We start from the raw sequence: 23,096 nt of genomic DNA, 5'->3' as shown, positions 1-23,096 counted from the left end.
TGCTCGCCGCGCGCGTTACCGCGCGACATCGGCGCCGGCACCGGCTCCGGCGCCGCGAAATTCCCTTCGATATGCCGACGGCGACGTGCCGAGCGCGCCCGCGAAATGCTGGCGCAGCGACACGCTCGACCCGTAGCCGGCCGCCTGCGCGATCGCATCGATCGATTGCCCGGTGGTTTCCAGCAGATGCTGCGCGCGCGCGAGCCGCTCGGCCTGCAGCCATGCGGTGACGGTCGTGCCGGTCGCCTGGCGGAAGTGGCGCGTGAACGTGCGCCGGCTCATCAGCACGCGTTCGGCGAGAGAATCGACGCTGTGTGCGGCGTCGAGGTGGGCGCGCACCCAGTCGAGCAGGCCCGCGAGCCGCGCATCGCGCGGGTGCGCGGCGACCGGCTGCGGCACGTACTGCGCCTGCCCGCCTTGCCGGTGCGGCGGGATCACGAGGCGGCGCGCGATCTGGTTCGCGGCGTCCGAGCCGAAGCGCAGCCGGACGACGTGCAGGCAGCAGTCGAGCCCGGCGGCCGTGCCGGCCGACGTCATCAGGTTGCCGTCGTCCACGTACAGCACGTCCGGATCGAGCTTCACGCGCGGAAAGCGTTGTGCGAAGTCGTCGGCCCACGCCCAGTGCGTGGTGGCCGGGCGGCCGTCGAGCAGGCCGGCCGCGGCGAGCACGTAGGCGCCGAGGCACAGCCCGACGAGCTGCGCGCCACGCGCGGCGGCCGCGCGGACGGCGTCGAGCAGCACGTCGGGCGGCGCTTCGTCCGGGTCGCGCCATGCCGGCACGATGACGATGTCCGCGTCGTCGAGCCCATCGAGCCCGTACGGCGCGGTGATCGTGAAGCCGCCCGTCGTCGACAGCGGGCCACGTTCGGCCGAGCAGACGCGGAACTCGAACGCGGGCGAGGCGGCCGCGTCGCGTTCCTTGCCGAATACGACCGACGGCACCGAGAGATGGAACGGGCTGATGCCGTCATATGCGATCACGGCAACGACGGTCGGAGCAGGCTGGGCGGTCCGGGTGGGCGAGGCGGCGGCAGTCATGGCAGGCTTCGGAGTGGCGATGGCCCGATTCTATCGAAGAATGGCTATCGGGCCACTGTCCCCGTGAGCGATGCGCGCCGACAATGCATCGCATCGCGCCGCTGGCCGTCCCGTTCCGGGGCGGGGCCGCGCCACCGCACCAGGAGCCCGTCATGTCGAACGTCGTCCCGCCTTCCGCTTCCCAAACCGTTCCCCGTCGCGCACTGATCGTGATCGACGTCCAGAACGAATACGTGACGGGCAACCTGCCGATCGACTATCCGCCGCTCGACGTGTCGCTCGCGAACATCGGCCGCGCGATCGATGCCGCGCATGCGGCCGGCGTGCCGGTGATCGTGGTCCAGCACGTCGCACCGGCCGGCGCGCCTATCTTCGCGCCCGGCTCCGACGGCGTCGCGCTGCACGCGGTCGTTGCCGGCCGGCCGTATGCGCACCTGATCGAGAAGAGGCTGGCAAGCTCGTTTGCCGGTACCGACCTCGCCGCGTGGCTCGACGCGCACGGGATCGACACGCTCGCGGTGGCCGGCTACATGACGCACAACTGCAATGCGTCGACGGTCTATCACGCGGCGCACGCGGGGCTGAATGTCGAGTACCTGAACGACGCGACGGGTGCGCTGCCGTACGAGAACGAAGCAGGCGCGGTAAGCGCCGAGGAGATTCACCGCACGTACGCGGTCGTGTTCCAGTCGAATTTCGCGGCCGTGATGTCGACCGACGCGTGGATCGCGGGACTGGCCGGTGCGCCGATGCCGACGCGCGATTCGGTCGTCGCGTCGAACCGGCGGGCACGCGCGCAGCGCGCGACGGCGGCCTGAAACGCAAGGGAGAGGGGGAGGGCGCGGGCAGCGCGTTGGCGCGGCCCCGCGCGCCGCCCGATGAAACAAACCACCCCGCAAGCGAGCGCTCGTCGCGCGGTCAGTCGCCGTCCTTCAGCATCGCCGGGCTGAAGCGCAGCATGTCGAAACAGCCGTCGACGAGCTTTTCCGCATGCTGCTCGGCGTCGATTTCGTCGGGCAGCATCAGCATGTCGCGCACGAAACCGCTGACGAGCGTGTGCAGCATCAGCGTCGCGCGCCACGTATCGAGCCGCTCGGGCAGCAGCTTGAGCCGCACGGCCCCCGCGAGATCGGCATCGATCGCGTGCAGTGCCTCGCTCATGCCCGCACGGTTGCGCTGGAGCAGCGGCTCCAGATCCGCGACGTACTCGCACTTCATGAACAGGATGCTGAACACGCGGCGCAACTGCGCGTCGCGCTGCACGCCGAGCAGGCACCAGATCAGGATCTGCCGGATCTTCTCGAGCGGATTGCCGCCCGGCGCGTCGAGCGGCATCCGCTTCAGCTCGTCGATCGGCAGAAACACGCGGTCGAACATCGCGTCGAACAGTTCGCTCTTGTTCGCGAAATGCCAGTAGATCGCACCGCGCGTCACGCCGGCGTGCTGGGCGATGTCCGCGAGCGACGTGTGCGACACACCCTTCTCGAAGAACACGTGTTCGGCGGCGTCGAGAATGCGGTTACGCGTCTCGAGCGCCTCCTCCTTGGTACGTCTGACCATGTGCAGGCCTGATTGGAATGATCGTAGGTGAATATAGGGTCTGCAACCCTCTGCGCAGTCATATAGACTGGCTATGCTTGCGGCTGGTAACAATCTGTAAGACTGGACAGCGGGTGGGGCACAAACGGGCTTTTTACATACATTCATGAATGTATATACAATACCACCCTACGATCGAATGACCCAAGTGGCAATCAGTTAATATCCCACTCTGCTGATTCCCGCCCAAGTTCCAGTCCGCAGTGCGGGGCAACCTGTCGGCACGGAGGTTTCGTGCCGCTTGCTGTATCTGGCAGTCCAGTATTTCAGGTGTTCGATCTGCGCCGTGAGGCGCATCCGTGTCGCGCTCCCTCCGGTGGGGTGCGGCACTTATTCCATTGGTTATACACAGAGGTCGCTCCATGCGCGTCGAACGGGTTCCATACCGCTTAATCACTGTCGCGACGGCCGCCGTTTTCCTGGCCGCGTGCGGGAAAAAAGAATCGGCACCGCCGCCGCAAACGCCGGAAGTCGGCGTCGTCACCGTCCAACCGCAAGCCGTACCGGTCTTCAGCGAACTGCCGGGCCGCACCAGCGCATTCCTCGTCGCGCAGGTGCGCGCACGAGTCGACGGCATCGTGCTGCGTCGTGAATTCACCGAAGGCACCGACGTCAAGGCCGGCCAGCGCCTGTACAAGATCGATCCGGCGCCGTACATCGCCGCACTGAACAGCGCGAAGGCAACGCTCGCGAAGGCGCAGGCGAACCTCGTCACGCAGAACGCACTGGTCGCGCGCTACAAGGTGCTGGTGGCCGCGAACGCGGTCAGCAAGCAGGACTACGACAACGCAGTGGCCACGCAGGGCCAGGCCGCGGCGGACGTCGCGGCCGGCAAGGCGGCGGTCGATACCGCGCAGATCAACCTGGGCTATACCGACGTCGTGTCGCCGATCACCGGCCGTGTCGGCATTTCGCAAGTGACGCCGGGCGCCTACGTGCAGGCGAGCCAGGCGACGCTGATGTCGACGGTGCAGCAGCTCGATCCGGTGTACGTCGACCTCACGCAGTCGAGCCTCGAAGGCCTGAAGCTGCGCCAGGACGTGCAGAGCGGCCGCCTGAAGACGAGCGGCCCGGGCGCCGCGAAGGTGTCGCTGATCCTGGAAGACGGCAAGACCTACTCGGAAGCCGGCAAGCTGCAGTTCTCGGACGTGACGGTCGACCAGGCCACCGGCTCGGTGACGATCCGCGCGGTGTTCCCGAACCCGGGCCGCGTGCTGCTGCCGGGCATGTTCGTGCGCGCACGGATCGAGGAAGGCGTGAACGAGAACGCGTTCCTGGTGCCGCAGATCGGCGTCACGCATGACCAGAAGGGCCAGGCGATCGCGATGGTGGTGAACGCCAGCAACAAGGTCGAGCCGCGTCCGCTGAAGACCACCGGCATGCAGGGTCCGAACTGGATCGTCGAAGGCGGTCTGCAAGCGGGCGACCACGTGATCGTGCAGGGCGGCGAGAAGGTGCGCCCGGGTGCGACCGTGAAGTCGGTACCGGCACAGCTCGCACCGGCGGCCGCAGCCGCATCGGGCGCCGCCGCCACCGCCGCGCCGGCTGCCGCCGGTTCCGGCGCCGCTGCCGCTTCCGGTGCTGCCGCATCGGGCGCCGCGCCGGCGAGTGCTGCCGCTGCTTCGAGCGCGCAATAACAGGGAGCCTGTTTCATGGCAAAGTTTTTTATCGATCGCCCGATCTTCGCGTGGGTGATCGCCATCATCCTGATGCTGGCCGGGGTTGCGGCGATCTTCACGCTGCCGATCTCGCAGTATCCGACGATCGCGCCGCCCTCGATCCAGATCACCGCGAACTACCCGGGCGCTTCCGCGAAGACGGTGGAAGACACGGTGACGCAGGTGATCGAGCAGCAGATGAGCGGTCTCGACAACTTCCTGTACATGTCGTCGACCAGTGACGACTCGGGCAACGCGACGATCACGCTGACCTTCGCGCCGGGTACCAACGCCGACATCGCACAGGTCCAGGTGCAGAACAAGCTGTCGCTCGCGACGCCGATTCTGCCGCAGGTCGTGCAGCAGCTCGGCCTCTCGGTGACGAAGTCGAGCAGCAGCTTCCTGCTGGTGCTCGCCTTCAACTCCGAAGACGGCAGCATGAACAAGTACGACCTCGCGAACTTCGTGGCGTCGCACGTGAAGGACCCGATCAGCCGGTTGAACGGCGTCGGTACCGTCACGCTGTTCGGCTCGCAGTACGCGATGCGGGTCTGGCTCGATGCGACGCGCCTGACGAACTACGGCCTCACGCCGGTCGACGTGTCGACCGCGATCTCCGCACAGAACGTGCAGATCGCAGGCGGCCAGATCGGCGGCACGCCGTCCACGCCGGGCACGATGCTGCAGGCGACGATCACCGAATCGACGCTGCTGCAGACGCCCGAGCAGTTCGGCAACATCCTGCTGAAGGTCAACCAGGACGGCTCGCAGGTTCGCCTGAAGGATGTCGCGAAGCTCGAGCTTGGCGGTGAAAACTACAACTTCGACACCAAGTACAACGGTCAGCCGACCGCGGCACTCGGTATCCAGCTCGCGACCAACGCGAACGCGCTGGCGACCGCGAAGGCCGTGCGCGCGAAGATCGACGAACTGGCGCCGTTCTTCCCGCACGGCCTCGTCGTGAAGTACCCGTACGACACGACGCCGTTCGTGAAGCTGTCGATCGAGGAAGTGGTCAAGACGCTGCTCGAAGGTATCGTGCTGGTGTTCCTCGTGATGTATCTGTTCCTGCAGAACCTGCGGGCGACGATCATCCCGACGATCGCGGTGCCGGTCGTGTTGCTCGGCACGTTCGCGATCATGTCGATGGTGGGCTTCTCGATCAACACGCTGTCGATGTTCGGCCTCGTGCTCGCGATCGGCCTGCTGGTGGACGATGCGATCGTGGTGGTCGAGAACGTCGAGCGGGTGATGGCGGAAGAGGGCCTGTCACCGAAGGAGGCGACCCGCAAGGCGATGGGCCAGATCACCGGCGCACTCGTCGGCGTGGCGCTAGTGCTGTCGGCGGTGTTCGTGCCGGTGGCGTTCTCGGGTGGCTCGGTCGGCGCGATCTATCGTCAGTTCTCGCTGACGATCGTGTCGGCGATGGTGCTGTCGGTGCTCGTCGCGTTGATTCTGACGCCGGCCCTGTGCGCGACGATCCTCAAGCCGATCCCGCAAGGGCATCACGAAGAGAAGAAGGGCTTCTTCGGCTGGTTCAACCGCACGTTCAACAACAGCCGCGACAAGTACCACGTCGGCGTGCACCACGTGATCAAGCGCTCGGGCCGCTGGCTCATCATCTACCTCGTCGTGATCGTCGCGGTCGGCCTGCTGTTCGTGCGCCTGCCGAAGTCGTTCCTGCCGGATGAAGACCAGGGCCTGATGTTCGTGATCGTGCAGACGCCGTCGGGCTCGACGCAGGAAACGACCGCGAAGACGCTCGCGAACATTTCCGACTACCTGCTGAAGGACGAGAAGGAAATCGTCGAATCGGCGTTCACGGTCAACGGCTTCAGCTTCGCCGGCCGCGGCCAGAACTCCGGTCTCGTGTTCGTTCGCCTGAAGGACTACTCGCAGCGTCAGCATGCGAACCAGAAGGTGCAGGCGCTGATCGGCCGGATGTTCGGGCGCTACGCGGGCTACAAGGACGCGATCGTGATCCCGTTCAACCCGCCGTCGATTCCTGAACTCGGCACCGCTGCCGGCTTCGACTTCGAGCTGACGGACAACGCGGGTCTCGGCCACGATGCGCTGATGGCCGCGCGTAACCAGTTGCTCGGGATGGCCTCGAAGGATCCGACGCTGCAGGGTGTGCGTCCGAACGGCCTGAACGATACGCCGCAGTACAAGGTCGACATCGATCGCGAGAAGGCGAACGCGCTCGGCGTGACGGCGGATGCGATCGACCAGACGTTCTCGATCGCCTGGGCGTCGAAGTACGTGAACAACTTCCTGGATACCGACGGCCGGATCAAGAAGGTCTACGTGCAGGCGGACGCACCGTTCCGGATGACGCCGGAAGACCTGAACATCTGGTACGTGCGCAACGGGTCGGGCGGGATGGTGCCGTTCAGTTCGTTCGCGACCGGTCACTGGACGTACGGTTCGCCGAAGCTCGAGCGCTACAACGGTGTGTCGGCGATGGAAATCCAGGGTCAGGCCGCACCGGGCAAGTCGACCGGTCAGGCGATGGCTGCGATGGAACAGATCGCGAAGAAGCTGCCGGTCGGTATCGGCTACTCGTGGACGGGCCTGTCGTTCCAGGAAATCCAGTCCGGTTCGCAGGCGCCGATCCTGTACGCGATCTCGATCCTCGTCGTGTTCCTGTGTCTCGCGGCGCTGTATGAAAGCTGGTCGATCCCGTTCTCGGTGATCATGGTGGTGCCGCTCGGCGTGATCGGTGCACTGCTTGCGGCAACGATGCGCGGCCTCGAGAACGACGTGTTCTTCCAGGTCGGCCTGCTGACGACCGTGGGCTTGTCCGCGAAGAACGCGATTCTGATCGTGGAGTTCGCGCGCGAACTGCAGATGACGGAGAAGATGGGGCCGATCGAGGCCGCGCTGGAAGCGGCGCGCCTGCGGCTGCGTCCGATCCTGATGACGTCGCTCGCGTTCATTCTCGGCGTGATGCCGCTCGCGATCAGCAACGGCGCGGGTTCGGCCAGCCAGCACGCAATCGGCACGGGCGTGATCGGCGGGATGATCACGGCGACGTTCCTCGCGATCTTCATGATCCCGATGTTCTTCGTGAAGATCCGCGCGATCTTCAGCGGCGAGAAGGAAGACGTCGACGAGGCGCTGCGCCTGGCTCAGGAGCACTCGCACCACGAAGAGAAGCCGGGCAACGGCGACGAAGGCAACAAGGGACAGTGATGATGCAAAAACACGCTTTGACTGCAATCGCGGTCGCGCTCTTTGCCACGGGCTGCACGATGGCGCCGCATTACAAGCGGCCCGACGCGCCCGTCGCGCAGGCGTACCCGGCCGGCGGCGTCTACGCGACGCAGCCGGGTGCGGCCGGCGCGCGCAGCGCGAACGGGCAAGCCGCAACCGCCATTGGCTGGCGCGAGTTCTTCGTCGATCCGCGCCTGCAGCGGCTGATCGAGATCGCGCTGAAAAACAACCGCGACCTGCGCGTGTCGGTGCTGAACATCGAGGCGGCGCGTGCGCAGTACCAGATCACGCGCGCCGGGTTGTTCCCGACGCTCGACGGTACGGGCACGGGCAATATCCAGCGCGTGCCGCAGGGTCTTTCGCAGACCGGCGCGCCGTACATCTCGCGCGCCTACAACGTCGGGCTGTCGGCGTCGTGGGAGCTCGACCTGTTCGGCCGCGTGCAGAGCCTGAAGGATCAGGCGCTCGCGCAGTACCTGTCGACGTCGTACGCGCGGCAGGCGTCGGAGATCTCGCTGGTGTCGCAGGTGGCGGATCAATACCTGACGCTGCTGTCGACCGACGATCTGTTGAAGGTCACGGAGAACACGCTGAAGACGGCGCAGGACTCGTACAACCTGACGAAGCTGCAGTTCGACAACGGCACGGGCTCCGAGCTCGAGCTGCGTCAGGCGCAGACGGTGGTCGAGCAGGCGCTGTCGAACCAGCAGGCGCAAGCACGGGCACGCGCGCAAGCGCTGAACGCGCTGGTGCTGCTGATCGGCGAGCCGCTGCCGGACGATCTGCCGGCGGGCATGCCGCTCGACGCGCAGAACCTGCTGACGGACGTGCCGGCCGGGTTGCCGTCGGATCTGCTCACGCGTCGTCCTGACGTGATGCAGGCCGAGCAGACGCTGCTGGCCGCGAACGCGAACATCGGCGCGGCGCGCGCGGCGTTCTTCCCGAAGATCTCGCTGACGGGCGCGTTCGGCACCGGCAGCCCGACGCTCGGCGGCCTGTTCAAGGCCGGCACGGCGGCATGGTCGTTCGCGCCGCAGATCGCGTTGCCGATCTTCGAAGGCGGCTCGAACATCGCGAACCTCGATCTTGCGCACGTGCAGAAGCGCATCGAGATCGCGAACTACGAGAAGGCGATCCAGACGGCGTTCCGCGAAGTGTCGGATGGCCTCGCCGCACGCGGCACGTACGACCAGCAGATCGCGGCGCTCGAGCGCAACGAGCACGCGCAGCAGCGACGTTTCGACCTGTCGGACCTGCGTTACAAGAACGGTGTCGACAGCTACCTGTCGGTGCTGACCGCGCAGACGGATCTGTATTCGGCGCAGCAGACGCTGATCAGCGCACGTCTGGCACGCTGGACGAACCTGGTGACCCTCTATCGAGCACTGGGCGGCGGCTGGATTCAGCGCGCCGGCGAAACGCCGCGCGCGCCGGATGCACCGGTCGACTACGACAAGGCGGCCGCTCCGGCGCCTGCGTCGGCAACGGCGACGAACGGGTAAGCGCAAGGAGGGGCCGGCGTGGTTTCGATCGCGCTTGTCCTTCGAACCGGCTGGTTGCGGAATCGAAAACGCCGCGGACGAAAGTCCGTGGCGTTTTCTTTTGCGTAGTCGATTCGTGCGGCGCGAAGACGGTTGGGGTGACGATGCGCGTATCGGATTCCGGTGCCGCTTATTGCGCCGGACCAGCCATCCTGCTTGGCCAACCGGCATCATCGCGCCGCGCCCGCGGGCGACCCGCTTTCACGCGCCATGACCGGCTGTTCCGCCGTTCGACCGTCCAGTTGTCCGCCTGTCCGAACGCCCGACTGTCCGACCGATCATCGCGCAGCTTCCCGCTCCCGCAAAACAAAACGCCACGGCATGCCGTGGCGTTTTTCGTTACCGCTTACCGCTTCTCCGCGCCGTCGTCCGGCGCGTGGCGATCAGTGATGCACGTCGGCGGGGCGGCCGTCGAAGTCGTGTCCGGCGCGACGGATGTCGCAGCGTGCGTCCTTCTCGCCTTTCACGCCGTTGAACACGATGTTCAGGATCACGGCCGTCGCCGATGCCAGCAGGATGCCGCTGTGCAGGATCGGCGCGAGCGCGGGCGGCAGCTTCGAGAAGAAGTGCGGCGACACGACCGGCACGAGCCCCATGCCGACGCTCACGGCGACGATGAACAGGTTGTGCGTGTTGTTCACGAAGTCGACCTTCGACAGCACCTTGATGCCGTTCGCCGCCACCATCCCGAACATCACGATGCCCGCACCGCCGAGCACGAACGGCGGCACCGAGGCGACGACCTGCGCCATCTTCGGGAACAGGCCGAGCAGCACGAGGATCACGCCGCCGGTGGCGCACACGAAACGGCTCTTCACGCCCGTCACGCCGATCAGGCCGACGTTCTGCGAGAACGACGTATGCGGGAACGAGTTGAAGATGCCGCCGATCAGCGTGCCGAGGCCGTCGACGCGCAGGCCGCGCACGAGGCGCTCCTGGTTGACCGGACGATCGACCATGTCGCCGACCGCGAGGAACATGCCGGTCGATTCGATGAACGTGACGAACATCACCGTGACCATCGTCACGATCGACAGCGGGTCGAAGTGCGGCAGGCCGAAGTGGAACGGCATCACGAAGCCGACCCACGGTGCGTGCGCGACGCCGTCGGTATTCACGCGGCCGATCGCGAAGGCGATCGCGAAGCCGGCGACGATGCCGAGCAGCACCGAGATGTTCGCGACGAAGCCGCGGCCGTACTTGTTGATCAGCAGGATCAGCGTGAGCACGAGCAGCGACAGGCCGAGATAGACGGGGCTGCCGTATTCGGGGTTGCCGACGCCGCCGGCCGCCCAGTTGATGCCCACTTCCATCAGCGACAGCCCGATCACCGCGATCACGGTGCCGACGACGACGGGCGGGAAGAACCGCAACAGCTTGCCGATCATCGGCGCGAGCACGATGCCGATGATGCCGGCCGCGATGGTCGAGCCGAAGATGTCGAGGATGCCGAGGCCGGGGTTGGTGCCGATCGCGATCATCGGGCCGACTGCCGCGAACGTGCAGCCCATGATGACGGGCAGGCGGATCCCGAAGATCCACAGGCCGAGCGTCTGGATCAGCGTGGCGATGCCGCACGAAAACAGATCGGCGCTGATCAGGAACGCGATCTGGTCTTTCGGCAGCTTGAGCGCGGCGCCGACGATAAGCGGCACGGCGACAGCGCCGGCGTACATGACGAGGACGTGCTGCAGGCCAAGCGTTACCAGCTTGCCGGTCGGCAGCACCTCATCGCACGGATGGACCGTGTTCGATTGCATCTGTCTCACTCCATGATCTTGTTTTCGGGGTGATACGAAATTATTCGGAATGAATCCATGCAACAAGAGTGCTGGGTTCTATTCCGTTCTTTGCTGGTTCGATATGCCATTTCGGCATGGAACAGGGTGTCGATCATCGGGAAACAGCCGCAGGAGTGAGGTTCCCCGGTTTTATAGCCCTTCAAAATAGCGCTGGCCCCCGTGTCAAATATAGGCCGCTTTATGGTGTGTATCGGGCGGCCGGCATAGTGGCAAAAAGTGCCTGGGAAAAATCGTGCCGGGTTAACCCGCGAACGGCTGCTTTTGCCCGCAAGGTGCAGCCGGGTGGAACCCGGCCGGCGGCCGCGTTTTCGGCCTGCCGCGGTAGCGGCAAAAAACGGGGCGCGCATCACGATCCCGTTATCATCGACATCCGTTCATTCGAATTCGCCCTCACGTCATGCGCCTGCTCGGAATCGACCTCGGCACCGGCTCCGTCAAACTCGTCACGCTCGATGCCGACGGCGTCGAGCGGTCGGTCGCGAGCGAACCTTATGCGCTGTCGTCGCCGCAGCCCGGCTGGGCGGAGATCGCGCCCGATACGTGGTGGCAGGCGCTTGTGCGCGCGGCCGCGCGGCTGCCGGCCGACGAGCGCGCGCAGGTGGCGGCGATCGGATTCTCGGGGCAGATGCACGGTGTCGTGCTGATCGACGCGGCCGGGCAGCCGGTGCTGCCCGCGCTGCTGTGGCCCGACACACGCGCGGTGCGCGAAGCGGAGGCGGGCGATTGGCACACGGACGGCTTGGCCGTCGCACCCAACCCCGTTGCACCGGGCATGGCCGGCCCGCTGTTGCGCTGGCTGGCCACGCATGAGCCCGAAGCGCTCCGCACCGCGCGCTGGGCCGTGCAGCCGAAGGACTGGTTGCGCATCGCGCTGGGCGGCGACGTCGCCGCCGATCCGAGCGACGCGTGCGCGACCGCGCTCGCGACGCCCGACGGTGAGTGGGATCTCGCGATGATCGACGCGCTCGGCTTGCCGGCCGACCGGTTCGCACCGGTGCTTCCATCGACGGCGCGCTGCGGCGCGCTCGGCGCGCAGGCGGCCGCAGCGCTTGGCCTGCCGGCCGGCGTGCCGCTGGCGACGGGCGCGGCCGACACCGCATGCGCGGTGCTCGGCAGCGGGCTCGCCGCCGCGGGCGACGCGCTGCTGACGACCGGCAGCGGCGGCCAGATCGTCGTGCTCGCGGATGCGCTGCCGCCCGCGCGACGCGGGCTGCATCGCTATCGCGCGGCGGCCGGCGGCGGCTATTACACGATGGCGGCGATGCAGAACGTCGGGCTCGCGCTCGAAGCCGTGCGCGGCTGGCTCGGCTACGCGCAGTGGGCCGATGCGTATGACGACGCGTTCGCCCATGCGGCGTCGGAACGCCTGTGCTTCCTGCCGTACCTGACGGGCGAGCGTTCGCCGTGGATGAACCCCGACGCGCGCGGCGGCTGGCTCGGCCTCGGGCTCGGCGACACGCGCGGCGCGATGATGCGCGCCGCGTTCGAAGGTGTCGCGTTCGCGTTGCGCGCCGGGCTCGATGCGATTCGCGATGCCGAGCGCGGCGATCCGGTCGCGACGCTGCGTCTCGCGGGCGGCGGCTCGGTCGATCCGCGCTGGCGCCAGCTGCTGGCCGATGCGCTCGGCGCGTCGCTCCACGCGATCGACTGCCCGAACGCCGCGACGCGCGGCGCCGCGCTGCTCGCGGGCGTCGCGATCGGGCACTGGCGGGAGGATGCGCTGCACGCGCTGGCGCCGGCCGCGTCGCCGGTTGCCGCGCCGCGCGACGATCGCGCGCTGGCCGCGCGCCACGCACGCTTCGTCGATCTGTATGCGCGAACGGATGCATGGTTCACGACGGGCGTTTAAACTCGAACACTTGTTCTTTTGCGCCAGCGATGACGCATCGTGGCAAGCCGGCGACCGTTTCCCGCACGCGATGCGCGGCGGGACCGGCCATCATGGCGAGCACGAGATTCTTTCGCCGTGCCGTGCGCGATGCCGCGCGGCACGGCTTCGACCGCTTTGCCTGGAACCCGGTGAAGCATGGAACCGGCGTCGGTGCTCGTGCACCCGCGCCGGCCGACATGAGCGCTGACGCGCCGACCCGGGCCGACCTCACACACAGACAGGAGTCACACGATGAAGACGAAAGCAGCGATTGCATGGAAGGCGGGCGCGCCGCTGACGATCGAGGAAGTCGATCTGGAAGGGCCGCGCGCCGGCGAAGTGCTGATCGAGGTGAAGGCGACGGGCATCTGTCACACCGACTACTACACGCTGTCGGGCGCCGATCCGGAAGGGATCTTCCCGGCGATCCTCGGCCATGAAGGTGCGGGCGTCGTGGTCGACGTCGGCCCCGGCGTCGGCACCCTGCGCAAGGGCGACCACGTGATTCCGCTCTACACGCCGGAATGCCGCGAGTGCAAGTTCTGCCTGTCGCGCAAGACCAACCTGTGCCAGAAGATCCGCGCGACGCAGGGCAAGGGGCTGATGCCCGACGCGACGTCGCGCTTCTCGCTCGACGGCAAGCCGCTGTTCCACTACATGGGCACGTCCACGTTCTCGAACTACATCGTCGTGCCGGAAATCGCGGTGGCGAAGGTGCGCGAGGACGCGCCGTTCGACAAGATCTGCTACATCGGCTGCGGCGTGACGACGGGCGTCGGCGCGGTCGTGTACTCGGCGAAGGTCGAGGCGGGCGCGAACGTCGTCGTGTTCGGCCTCGGCGGCATCGGCCTGAACGTGATCCAGGGCGCGAAGATGGTCGGCGCGGACAAGATCATCGGCGTCGACATCAACCCGAAGCGCGTCGAACTCGCGAAGAAGTTCGGGATGACGCACTTCATCAACCCGAACGAAGTCGAGAACGTGGTCGACCACATCGTGCAGCTGACCGATGGCGGCGCCGACTACTCGTTCGAGTGCGTGGGCAACGTGAAGCTGATGCGCCAGGCGCTGGAGTGCACGCACAAGGGCTGGGGCCAGTCGTTCATCATCGGCGTGGCGGCAGCGGGCGAGGAAATCAGCACGCGTCCGTTCCAGCTCGTGACGGGCCGCGAGTGGAAGGGTTCGGCGTTCGGCGGCGCGCGCGGCCGCACCGACGTGCCGAAGATCGTCGACTGGTACATGGAAGGCAAGATCAACATCGACGACCTCATCACGCACACGCTGCCGCTCGAGCGGATCAACGAGGGCTTCGACCTGATGAAGGCCGGCGAGTCGATCCGCTCGGTCGTGCTGTACTGACCGGGAGCGCACCGCGATGCTCGAACTCGTTTCCTCGCATGCGTGCCACGGCGGCGAGCAGCGTTTCTACCGTCACGATTCGGCGGCCATCGGCCTGCCGATGAAGTTCTCGGTGTACCTGCCGCCGCAGGCCGCGCACGGCCGCGTGCCGGCGCTGTTCTATCTCGCGGGGCTCACGTGCACCGACGAGACGTTCGCGATCAAGGCCGGCGCGCAGCAATACGCGGCGCAGCACGGCCTCGCGCTCGTGATGCCCGATACGAGCCCGCGCGGCGCGGGCGTGCCGGGCGAGACCGATGCGTGGGACTTCGGCGTCGGCGCGGGCTTCTACGTCGATGCGACCGAGGCGCCGTGGTCCGCGCATTACCGGATGGAGTCGTACGTGACGGGCGAGCTGCGCGAGCTCGTCGCGGCCGAGCTGCCGATCGACGGCGCGCGGTTGGGGATCTTCGGCCACTCGATGGGCGGGCACGGTGCGCTGACGCTCGCGTTGCGCCATCCGGGCCTGTTCCGGTCGGTGTCGGCATTCGCGCCGATCGCAGCGCCGACGCGCTGCCCGTGGGGCGAGAAGGCGTTCTCGGGTTATCTGGGCGCCGATCGTGACGCATGGAAGGCGCACGACGCGAGCGAACTCGTCGCGCGCGCCGATGCGCCGAAGTTCGCGGACGGCATCCTCGTCGATCAGGGCCTCGCCGATCAGTTCCTCGCGAACCAGCTGAACCCCGACGTGTTCGAAGCCGCGTGCGCGAAGGCCGGCCAGCCGCTGACGCTGCGCCGCCATCCGGGCTACGACCACGGGTACTACTTCATCTCGACGTTCATCGCCGATCACATCGCGCATCACGCGCGCGTGCTCGCGCGTGCTCGCGCGATGAGCGGGAACGGAAGCCGCTAGCGCACACGGCGGCACACGCCGCACCGCGTGATCGCGGGCGCATAAAAAAACGCCGGCGCTACCCTCGGGCACGCCGGCGTTTTTTATTACCTACCTCGAGATGGTGATCTGCCGCGGGACGCTCAGTGGCGCCGCAACAGGCTCGCGCCGTACACGAGCGCCGACAGCGCGGTGATCCAGAAGCTCGTCGGCCAGTCGGTGTGATACGCGAGCACGATGCCGAGCCACGCTTCGAACAACGCGAACAGCGCGGCGAGCAGCACGCCGGTCGACAGCCGCGTCGTCACGTTCTGCGCGGCGGCGGCCGGCCCGACCAGCAGCGTGAACACCAGCAGCACGCCGACGATCTGCGTCGCCGCGGCCACCGCGAGCGCGCACACCGCGAGGAACAGCATCGACACCGTGCGCAGCGACACGCCCTTGGCTTCGGCCAGTTCAGGCTGCAGCGACGCGAACAGCAGCGGCCGTGCGATCAGCGCGAGCGCGAGCAGGCTCACCGCGCCGATGCCGGCGAGCACCGCGAGCGTGTCGTGGCTCACCGCGAGTACGTTGCCGAACAGCAGCGCGGTGACCTGCGTCGCGAACGACGTATAGAAATGCAGGAACAGCAGGCCGAAGCCGAGCGCGCCGGACAGGATCACGCCGATCGCGACGTCGCGGCCCGCGAGCTTCTCGCCGAGCGCGCCCATCCCGATGCCGGCCGCGAGCGTGAAGCCGACCATCCCCCAGATCGGCGAGATGCCGAGCAGCACCGCGCCCGTCGCGCCGGTGAAGCCGACGTGCGACAGCGCATGGCCGGCGAAGGTCTGCCCGCGCAGCACCAGGAAGTAGCCGACGATGCCCGCGAGCACCGCGACGATCCCCGACGCCGCGAAGGCGTTGATCATGAAGTCGTATTCAAACATCGTGCGAATGCCCGGGATGAGCGTGTCCGTGGTGGTGATGGCCGTGGCCGCCGCCACCGCCGTGCGAGTGACCGTCGTCGTCCTCGTGTTCGTGATCGTGCTTCTCGATCTCGACGTCGCCCGACATCACGAAGATCTTGCCGTTCACGCGCATCACGTCGATCGGCGAACCGTAGAGCCGCGACAGCACCGGCTTCGTGATCACCTCGTCGACGGTGCCGAGCGCGGCAACGCCGTTGCCGAGATACAGCACGCGGTCGAGCGCGTTCAGCAGCGGATTCAGTTCGTGCGCGGAGAACAGCACGGTGATGCCGAGCTCGCGCTGCACGTTGCGCACGAGTTCGACGACGCCGCGCTGGTGGTTCGGGTCGAGGCTGATCAGCGGCTCGTCGAGCAGCAGCAGCTTTGGGTTGCCGAGCAGGCACTGCGCGAGCAGCAGGCGCTGCCGCTCGCCGCCGGACAGTTCCGACAGCGGCCGGCGCGCGAGCGTCGGGCCGCCGACGAGGTCGAGCACGCGGTCGACGTCGCGGCGCGTCGCCGCGTTCGTGTGCGGCAGCCCCCAGCGGTGGCCGTCGGCGGCCATCGCGACGAAGTCGTAGCCGCGCATCCGGCGGTTCGCGAGGCCGCTCCTGATCTGCGGCATGTAGCCGATCGACGCGTTGCCGCGCACGACCGGCACACCGCCGACGGACAGCGTGCCGGCCGACACGGGCACGAGGCCGAGCACCGCGCGCATCAGCGTCGTCTTGCCCGCGCCGTTCGGCCCGAGTACGCCGACGAATTCGCCGGGTTCGATCGAGAAGCTGACGTCGCGCAGGATCGTGCGTCCGCCCAGTTCGAGCGTGACGCGATCGACGGCGAGTGCGTGAGGAGTGACGGTCATTTCGTTACGGAGTGTTTATTTCTTGCCGGCGGCCAGCGCGGTCGAGAGCGCATCGAGCTGGCCGGCCATCCATTGCTGGAAGGTCTTGCCGGCCGGCTGCGTCTCGGTGACGCTGACGGTCGGCACGCCGCCGTCGCGCGCGATCTTCAGCATGCGCTTGGTCATCGGTTCTTCGGCCTGGCTGTTGTAGATCAGCACGCGCACCTGCTTCTTGCGCAGGTCGTTCTCGAATGCGGCGACGTCCTGTGCGCTCGCCTCGGTGTCGTTCATCGTCGCGAGCTGGAAGCGCTGGTTGCGCATGTCGAGGCCGATCGCGTCGGACATGTAGCCGAACACGGGCTCGGTGGCCGTGACCGGTACGCCCTTGTACTGCGCGCGTAGCGCGGCGACCTTGTCGTCGACGGGCTTCAGCGACGCGACGAACTTCTGCAGGTTCGCGTCGTATTCGGCCTTGTTCGCGGGGTCGGCGCGGCCGAGCTCGGCCGCGATCGCGCGCGCGGCGGCCGGCATCGTCGCCGGGTCGTACCACAGGTGCGGGTTGTCACCGGCCTTCTTGCCGACCAGGTCGGCAACGACGATCGTCGCGCGCTTCGCCTGCTTCGACGCGCCGAGCAGCTTGCTCATCCACGGATCGTAGTTGGCGCCGTTGTAGATCACGACCTGCGCGTGCTGGAGCGCGCGGGCGGTCTTCGGGCTCGCTTCGAACAGGTGCGGATCCTGGTCCGGATTGCTGAGGATGCTGGTCACCGCGACATGGCTGCCGCCGATTTGCGACGCGACGTCGCCGTAGAAATTCTCGGCGGCCACGACGTTGACGGTCGCGGCCTGCGCGAACCCGGGCGCCGCGAGCGACAGGGCCGCGACAGCGGCGGCGAGCCAGCGGACAGGCGACAAGGCACGCCGCGGCGTGCGCTTCAGGGCATTGGACATGGGACTCCTCGTTGGAAGGGGCGGCGCGTGCGCCGCACGAAACGCGTCAGCGTTGCACGGGCTTGTGCTTGCAGTGCCCGCACAGGCCGCTCAGCTCGACGACCTGGTGGTGGACTTCGAAACCGTGCGCGGGCTCGCTCGCGGACAACTGCTTCGCGAGGTCGCCGCCGGGGATCTCGACGGTATCGCCGCACGAGTCGCAGATCAGGAACTGGCCTTCGTGCGGCACGCCGATCTCGCAGCACGCGAAGAACGCGTTCTTCGATTCGATCCGGTGGATGAAGCCGTGCTCGACGAGGAAATCCAGTGCGCGGTAGACGGTCGTGGGCGGCACGCGGCCGCGCTGCGGCTCGAGCTCGGCGAGCAGGTCGTACGCGCCGATCGGGCGCTGCGCGGCCAGCACGCGTTCGTAGACCTGGCGGCGCAGCGGCGTCCACGCGAGCCCGTGCTCGGCGGCGAATGCGTCGGCCCGGGACAGCCGGGCGTCAATGGACGATGAGGTAGCCATGGCGTGAAGCAGCGCGATGAAACAAAGTACGGCGATGATATAACGTATCGCCGCGCCGTGCAGCGCGAAATCCCGCTTCCGTCCTCGCTCCGTCCCCTTCATCACCGATCCGGCTGCGCCGCACCGTGGGCGCTACGCCTTGCCGGGCGTGCGCGGAGGGCCGCCACGCTGCGCCGTTGTGCCGCAGCGCGTCATAGAAAGCCGTCACGTTGCCTTGACAGCGCGAATCGCGTATCCGATCATTCGATCACCAGCAGAGCAATTGATCGGTTGGCGAGCGTTCGCTCACCTCGCAACCGTCGACAAGCAGAACGAACCGGAGACAGCCAGTGAGACTGGAAGACAAGGTCGCGATCCTGACGGGCGCCGCAAGCGGCATCGGCGAGGCGGTCGCGCAACGCTATCTGGACGAGGGCGCACGCTGCGTGCTCGTCGACCTGAAGCCGGCAGGCGGCTCGCTCGCGCGGCTCATCGAGGCGAACCCCGGCCGTGCGGTGGCCGTCACCGCGGACGTCACGCGCCGCGACGACATCGAGCGGATCGTCACCACGACGGTCGAGCGCTTCGGCGGCGTCGACATCCTGTTCAACAACGCCGCGCTGTTCGACATGCGGCCGATCCTCGACGAATCGTGGGACGTGTTCGACCGGCTGTTCTCGGTCAACGTGAAAGGGCTCTTCTTCCTGATGCAGGCCGTCGCGCAGCGGATGGTGGAGCAGGGCCGTGGCGGCAAGATCATCAACATGTCGTCGCAGGCCGGGCGTCGTGGCGAGGCGCTCGTTTCGCACTACTGCGCGACCAAGGCCGCGGTGATCAGCTACACGCAGTCGGCCGCGCTCGCGCTCGCGCCGCACCGGATCAACGTGAACGGCATCGCGCCGGGCGTGGTCGACACGCCGATGTGGGAGCAGGTCGATGCGCTGTTCGCGCGCTACGAGAACCGGCCGCTCGGCGAGAAGAAGCGGCTGGTCGGCGAAGCCGTGCCGCTCGGCCGCATGGGCGTGCCGGGCGACCTGACGGGCGCCGCGCTGTTCCTCGCGTCGTCCGACGCCGATTACATCACCGCCCAGACGCTGAACGTCGACGGCGGCAACTGGATGAGCTGACGTGATGCCGCTCGCACGCGCCACCCGCCGGCCGGCCTGCGATGAGGCGGCCGCCCCGAACGTCGCGGCCGCCGTCGAACGAGGAGGGTTAGGCTGATGGCCGAGATCGTCGTGGCCGGCGAACTGCTCGCCGAATTCGTCGCCGCCGAGCGCGGCCAGGGTTTCGATACGCCGGGCCTGTTCGAGGGGCCATTCCCGAGCGGCGCGCCGGCGATCTTCGCCGACCAGGCCGCGCGGCTCGGCGCGAGCGTCGCGTATGCGGGCTGCGTCGGTCGCGACGCATTCGGCGACGCGATCGTCGCGCGGCTCGAACGCGACGGTGTCGACGTCGCGCGCATCCGCCGCGTCGCGCGCCCGACCGGCACCGCGTTCGTCGCGTATCGCGACGATGGTTCGCGCAGCTTCGTGTTCACGCTGTCCACCAGTGCGGCCGCGTGCGTCGATGCGTCCGATGTCGATACCGCGATGTTCGACGGCTGCCGCTACTTCCACGTGATGGGTTCGTCGCTGACGAGCGAATCGGCGATCGCGGCCGTGCAGCGCGGCGTGATCGAGGCCGCGCGCGCCGGCGCCAAGGTGTCGTTCGATCCGAACGTGCGGCCCGAAATGCTGAGCTTTCGCCCGATGCGCGCGGCGCTCGACGAGATGCTCGCCGCGTGCCACCTGTTCCTGCCGAGCGAAGCCGACCTGCCGTTCTTCTGCGGGCCGCAGCCGGCCGAGCGCGCGATCGCGGGCCTGCTCGCGACCCATCCGCTGCTCGAGCGCGTCGTGCTGAAACGCGGCGCGCAAGGCAGCGTCGCGTTCGATCGCGCGCACCGTGCGCAAGCGCCGGCGTTCCAGGTCGACGAAGTCGATCCGACCGGCGCCGGCGACTGCTTCGGCGGCACGCTGGTCGCGAGCCTCGTCGCCGGCGTGCCGATCGACGTTGCGCTGCGTCGCGCGAACGCGGCCGGGGCGATCGCGGTCACGCGGCGCGGCCCGATGGACGGCAACAGCAGCGCGGCCGAAATCGACCGTTTCCTGACCGAACGAGGTATCGCATGTCCGGCCTGACGACCTTCGCCGAACGTTCGCGCACCGCGCACGCGGACGCTGTGCTGCGGATGATCTTCGACGCGAACCGCGCGGACGCGCAGCGCGGCATCTACGCGATCTGCAGCGCGCACCGGCTCGTGCTGGAGGCCGCGTGCGAAGCGGCGCGCGCGGACGGTTCGCCGCTGCTGATCGAGGCGACCTGCAACCAGGTCAACCATCTCGGCGGCTATACGGGCATGACGCCCGCCGATTTCCGCCGCGACGTCGACGCGATCGCGCAGCGTTGCGGGCTGCCGCCGTCGGCGCTCGTGCTCGGCGGCGACCATCTCGGCCCGAACCCGTGGCGGCATCGCCGCGCGGCCGACGCGATGCGCGAAGCCTGTGCGATGGTCGCCGCGTACGTCGAAGCCGGCTTCGAAAAGATCCACCTCGATGCGAGCATGGCGTGCGCGGACGATCCGGCGCGGCTTGACGATCACACGATCGCCGCGCGCGCGGCCGAGCTATGCCGCGCGGCGGAAGACGCGGCGGCGCGCGCCGGCATCGCGCCCGTCTACGTGATCGGCACCGAGGTGCCGACGCCGGGCGGCGAAGTCAGCGGCAGCGGCGACGATGGCGACGCCGCGATCGCGCAGATCGCGGTCACGCGCAGCGACAGCATCGCGGCGACGCTCGACGCGCACCGCCACGCGTTCGCGGCGGCCGGGCTCGACGATGCGTGGACGCGCGTCGTCGCGATCGTCGCGCAGCCGGGTGTCGACTTCGACGATCGCCACGTGCTCGACTACGACAGCGCCAAGGCGGCGTCGCTTGGCGCGAGTATCCTGCAGACACCGGGCCTCGTGTTCGAAGCGCATTCGACCGACTACCAGACCGAGGGGGCACTCGCCGCGCTCGTGCGCGACCACTTCGCGGTGCTGAAGGTCGGCCCCGCGCTGACGTTCGCGCTGCGCGAGGCGCTGTTCGCGCTGACCTTCATCGAGGACGCATTGATCGACGACGTCGCGCAGCGCTCGCGGTTGCGCGACGTGGTCGACGCCGCGATGCGCGCGCAGCCCGAGCACTGGGCACCGTACTACCGCGGCGACGAAACCGAGCAGCGGCTCGCGCGCCAGTTCAGCTACAGCGACCGGATCCGCTACTACTGGCTGCAGCCGGCCGTCGCGGCGGCGGTCGAGCAACTGTTCGACAACCTCGCGCGGCAGCCGGTGCCGGAAACGCTCGTCGCGCAGTGGTTGCCGGCCGTGTACGCGGCCTGCCGCGCGGGCGGCCTCGCGAAAGAGCCGCGTGCGTGGGTGCGCCACCGGATACGCGACGTGATCGCGCACTATGCGCGCGCGTGCGGAATGCAGCGGCCCGCGTGACGGGCCGCGAAGGAAACGCAGTACCGACGACACTTCGAACAAACACAGGAGACATGCCATGCAACGAAAGATGCTCGACGCCGCCGCACGCTGCTTCGCCGGAGCCGCGCTCGCGACGGCGGCCTGCGCCGCGTCCGCCGGCACGCTGACGATCGCGACGCTGAACAATCCCGACATGATCGAGCTGAAGAAGCTGTCGCCGGCCTTCGAGAAGGCGAACCCGGACATCAAGCTGAACTGGGTGATCCTCGAGGAGAACGTGCTGCGCCAGCGCGCGACGACCGACATCACGACCGGCAGCGGCCAGTTCGACGTGATGGCGATCGGTACCTACGAGACGCCGCAGTGGGGCAAGCGCGGCTGGCTCGCGCCGATGACGGGCCTGCCCGCCGACTACGACCTGAACGACATCGTGAAGACCGCGCGCGACAGCCTGTCGTACAACGGTCAGCTGTACGCGCTGCCGTTCTACGTCGAGAGCTCGATGACGTTCTACCGCAAGGACCTGTTCGCGGCGAAGGGGCTGAAGATGCCCGACCAGCCGACCTACGACCAGATCGCCGAATTCGCGGACAAGCTCACCGACAAGGCGAAGGGCACCTACGGGATCTGCCTGCGCGGCAAGGCGGGGTGGGGCGAGAACATGGCGTACGTGTCGACGGTCGTGAACACGTACGGCGGGCGCTGGTTCGACGAGAACTGGAACGCGCAGCTGACGTCGCCGGAATGGAAGAAGGCGATCAATTTCTACGTGAACCTGCTGAAGAAGAACGGCCCGCCGGGAGCCAGCTCGAACGGCTTCAACGAGAACCTGACGCTGACCGCATCGGGCAAGTGCGCGATGTGGATCGATGCGACGGTCGCGGCCGGCATGCTCTATAACAAGCAGCAGTCGCAGGTGGCCGACAAGATCGGCTTCGCGGCCGCGCCGGTCGCCGCCACGCCGAAGGGTTCGCACTGGCTGTGGGCGTGGGCGCTGGCCGTGCCGAAGACGTCGAAGCAGCAGGACGCCGCGCGCAAGTTCATCGCGTGGGCGACGTCGAAGCAGTACATCGAGATGGTCGGCAAGGACGAAGGCTGGGCGTCGGTGCCGCCGGGCACGCGCACGTCGACCTATCAGCGCGCCGAGTACAAGGCCGCGGCGCCGTTCTCGGACTTCGTGCTGAAGGCGATCGAGACGGCCGACCCGAACGATCCGTCGCTGAAGAAGGTGCCGTACACGGGCGTGCAGTACGTCGGGATTCCTGAATTCCAGTCGTTCGGCACGGTGGTCGGTCAGTCGATCGCGGGTGCGGTGGCCGGCCAGATGACGGTCGACCAGGCGCTCGCTGCCGGGCAGGCCGCCGCCGACCGCGCGGTGCTGCAGGCCGGCTACAAGAAGTAACGC

Annotated in this window: 18 protein-coding genes; 11 read left to right on the top strand and 7 right to left on the bottom strand. The window is 67.8% G+C overall.

Features of this window, described 5'->3' with window-relative positions:
• Positions 1–15 precede the first annotated feature (15 nt).
• Positions 16–1,038: a helix-turn-helix domain-containing protein gene (locus CFB47_RS15005; protein ID WP_089461573.1), complete on the bottom strand. Its 1,023-nt coding sequence runs from the start codon at positions 1,036–1,038 to the stop codon at positions 16–18.
• A 152-nt stretch (positions 1,039–1,190) separates the two neighbouring features.
• On the opposite strand from CFB47_RS15005, the gene CFB47_RS15000 reads away from it, so the two are divergent.
• Positions 1,191–1,856, top strand: a complete 666-nt coding sequence (locus CFB47_RS15000) for a cysteine hydrolase family protein (protein WP_089440914.1) — start codon at positions 1,191–1,193, stop codon at positions 1,854–1,856.
• 100 nt (positions 1,857–1,956) lie between these two features.
• Here CFB47_RS15000 and CFB47_RS14995 read toward each other — a convergent pair whose 3' ends face one another.
• Complete coding sequence (locus CFB47_RS14995; protein ID WP_089426224.1) at positions 1,957–2,598, bottom strand: TetR family transcriptional regulator; 642 nt, start codon at positions 2,596–2,598, stop codon at positions 1,957–1,959.
• Positions 2,599–2,999: 401 nt separating this feature from the next.
• On the opposite strand from CFB47_RS14995, the gene CFB47_RS14990 reads away from it, so the two are divergent.
• From CFB47_RS14990 to CFB47_RS14980, 3 genes are read left to right on the top strand one after another with little or no spacing between them, the layout of a single operon-like run.
• Positions 3,000–4,274 (top strand): efflux RND transporter periplasmic adaptor subunit, encoded by a 1,275-nt coding sequence (locus CFB47_RS14990; protein WP_089456841.1) that lies wholly within the window; start codon positions 3,000–3,002, stop codon positions 4,272–4,274.
• A 15-nt stretch (positions 4,275–4,289) separates the two neighbouring features.
• The gene (gene bpeB / locus CFB47_RS14985; RefSeq protein WP_039368427.1) at positions 4,290–7,490 is read left to right on the top strand and encodes an efflux RND transporter permease BpeB; all 3,201 of its coding nucleotides are present in this window, start codon (positions 4,290–4,292) and stop codon (positions 7,488–7,490) included.
• Entirely contained in the window at positions 7,490–9,013 is a 1,524-nt protein-coding gene (locus CFB47_RS14980; protein ID WP_089456840.1) for an efflux transporter outer membrane subunit, read from the top strand. The genes bpeB and CFB47_RS14980 overlap by 1 nt, the downstream gene beginning before the upstream one ends.
• 422 nt (positions 9,014–9,435) lie before the next feature.
• On the opposite strand, the gene CFB47_RS14975 is transcribed toward CFB47_RS14980, so the two are convergent.
• Positions 9,436–10,812: a nucleobase:cation symporter-2 family protein gene (locus CFB47_RS14975; protein ID WP_174972934.1), complete on the bottom strand. Its 1,377-nt coding sequence runs from the start codon at positions 10,810–10,812 to the stop codon at positions 9,436–9,438.
• 439 nt (positions 10,813–11,251) lie between these two features.
• Between CFB47_RS14975 and CFB47_RS14970 the strand changes: the two genes are divergently transcribed.
• From CFB47_RS14970 to fghA, 3 genes are all read left to right on the top strand, one after another.
• Positions 11,252–12,703, top strand: a complete 1,452-nt coding sequence (locus CFB47_RS14970; protein WP_089461571.1) for a xylulokinase — start codon at positions 11,252–11,254, stop codon at positions 12,701–12,703.
• 273 nt (positions 12,704–12,976) lie between these two features.
• Positions 12,977–14,083 (top strand): S-(hydroxymethyl)glutathione dehydrogenase/class III alcohol dehydrogenase, encoded by a 1,107-nt coding sequence (locus tag CFB47_RS14965; protein WP_011353045.1) that lies wholly within the window; start codon positions 12,977–12,979, stop codon positions 14,081–14,083.
• 16 nt (positions 14,084–14,099) lie between these two features.
• Positions 14,100–14,978, top strand: a complete 879-nt coding sequence (gene fghA, locus CFB47_RS14960; RefSeq protein ID WP_089461570.1) for an S-formylglutathione hydrolase — start codon at positions 14,100–14,102, stop codon at positions 14,976–14,978.
• 122 nt (positions 14,979–15,100) lie between these two features.
• Here the strand turns inward: fghA and CFB47_RS14955 are convergent, their stop codons facing one another.
• From CFB47_RS14955 to CFB47_RS14940, 4 genes are read right to left on the bottom strand one after another with little or no spacing between them, the layout of a single operon-like run.
• On the bottom strand, positions 15,101–15,883 hold the full coding sequence (locus CFB47_RS14955) for a metal ABC transporter permease (protein WP_027789245.1): 783 nt from the start codon (positions 15,881–15,883) through the stop codon (positions 15,101–15,103).
• Positions 15,876–16,766: an ABC transporter ATP-binding protein gene (locus CFB47_RS14950; protein ID WP_089426213.1), complete on the bottom strand. Its 891-nt coding sequence runs from the start codon at positions 16,764–16,766 to the stop codon at positions 15,876–15,878. Before CFB47_RS14950 ends, CFB47_RS14955 begins: the two co-directional genes overlap by 8 nt.
• Before the next feature lie 15 nt (positions 16,767–16,781).
• On the bottom strand, positions 16,782–17,696 hold the full coding sequence (locus CFB47_RS14945) for a metal ABC transporter solute-binding protein (protein WP_089461569.1): 915 nt from the start codon (positions 17,694–17,696) through the stop codon (positions 16,782–16,784).
• A gap of 46 nt (positions 17,697–17,742) precedes the next feature.
• A complete protein-coding gene (locus tag CFB47_RS14940) occupies positions 17,743–18,204 on the bottom strand; it encodes a Fur family transcriptional regulator (protein WP_011353040.1) in 462 nt (153 codons plus the stop codon).
• A 329-nt stretch (positions 18,205–18,533) separates the two neighbouring features.
• On the opposite strand from CFB47_RS14940, the gene CFB47_RS14935 reads away from it, so the two are divergent.
• From CFB47_RS14935 to CFB47_RS14920, 4 genes are all read left to right on the top strand, one after another.
• On the top strand, positions 18,534–19,310 hold the full coding sequence (locus CFB47_RS14935) for an L-iditol 2-dehydrogenase (RefSeq protein WP_089440904.1): 777 nt from the start codon (positions 18,534–18,536) through the stop codon (positions 19,308–19,310).
• 96 nt (positions 19,311–19,406) lie between these two features.
• Positions 19,407–20,363, top strand: coding sequence for a sugar kinase (locus CFB47_RS14930; protein ID WP_089456834.1), 957 nt, complete (start codon positions 19,407–19,409; stop codon positions 20,361–20,363).
• Entirely contained in the window at positions 20,351–21,709 is a 1,359-nt protein-coding gene (locus CFB47_RS14925) for a D-tagatose-bisphosphate aldolase, class II, non-catalytic subunit (RefSeq protein WP_089461568.1), read from the top strand. Before CFB47_RS14930 ends, CFB47_RS14925 begins: the two co-directional genes overlap by 13 nt.
• A gap of 58 nt (positions 21,710–21,767) precedes the next feature.
• On the top strand, positions 21,768–23,093 hold the full coding sequence (locus CFB47_RS14920; protein ID WP_089461567.1) for a sugar ABC transporter substrate-binding protein: 1,326 nt from the start codon (positions 21,768–21,770) through the stop codon (positions 23,091–23,093).
• The last annotated feature ends 3 nt before the right edge of the window (positions 23,094–23,096 follow it).

The sequence above is a fragment of the Burkholderia sp. AU27893 genome, assembly GCF_002223205.1.
Classification (GTDB): Bacteria; Pseudomonadota; Gammaproteobacteria; order Burkholderiales; family Burkholderiaceae; genus Burkholderia.
The sequence above is the reverse complement of the archived record's forward strand: the minus strand, read 5'-3'. Positions and strand labels throughout refer to the sequence as shown.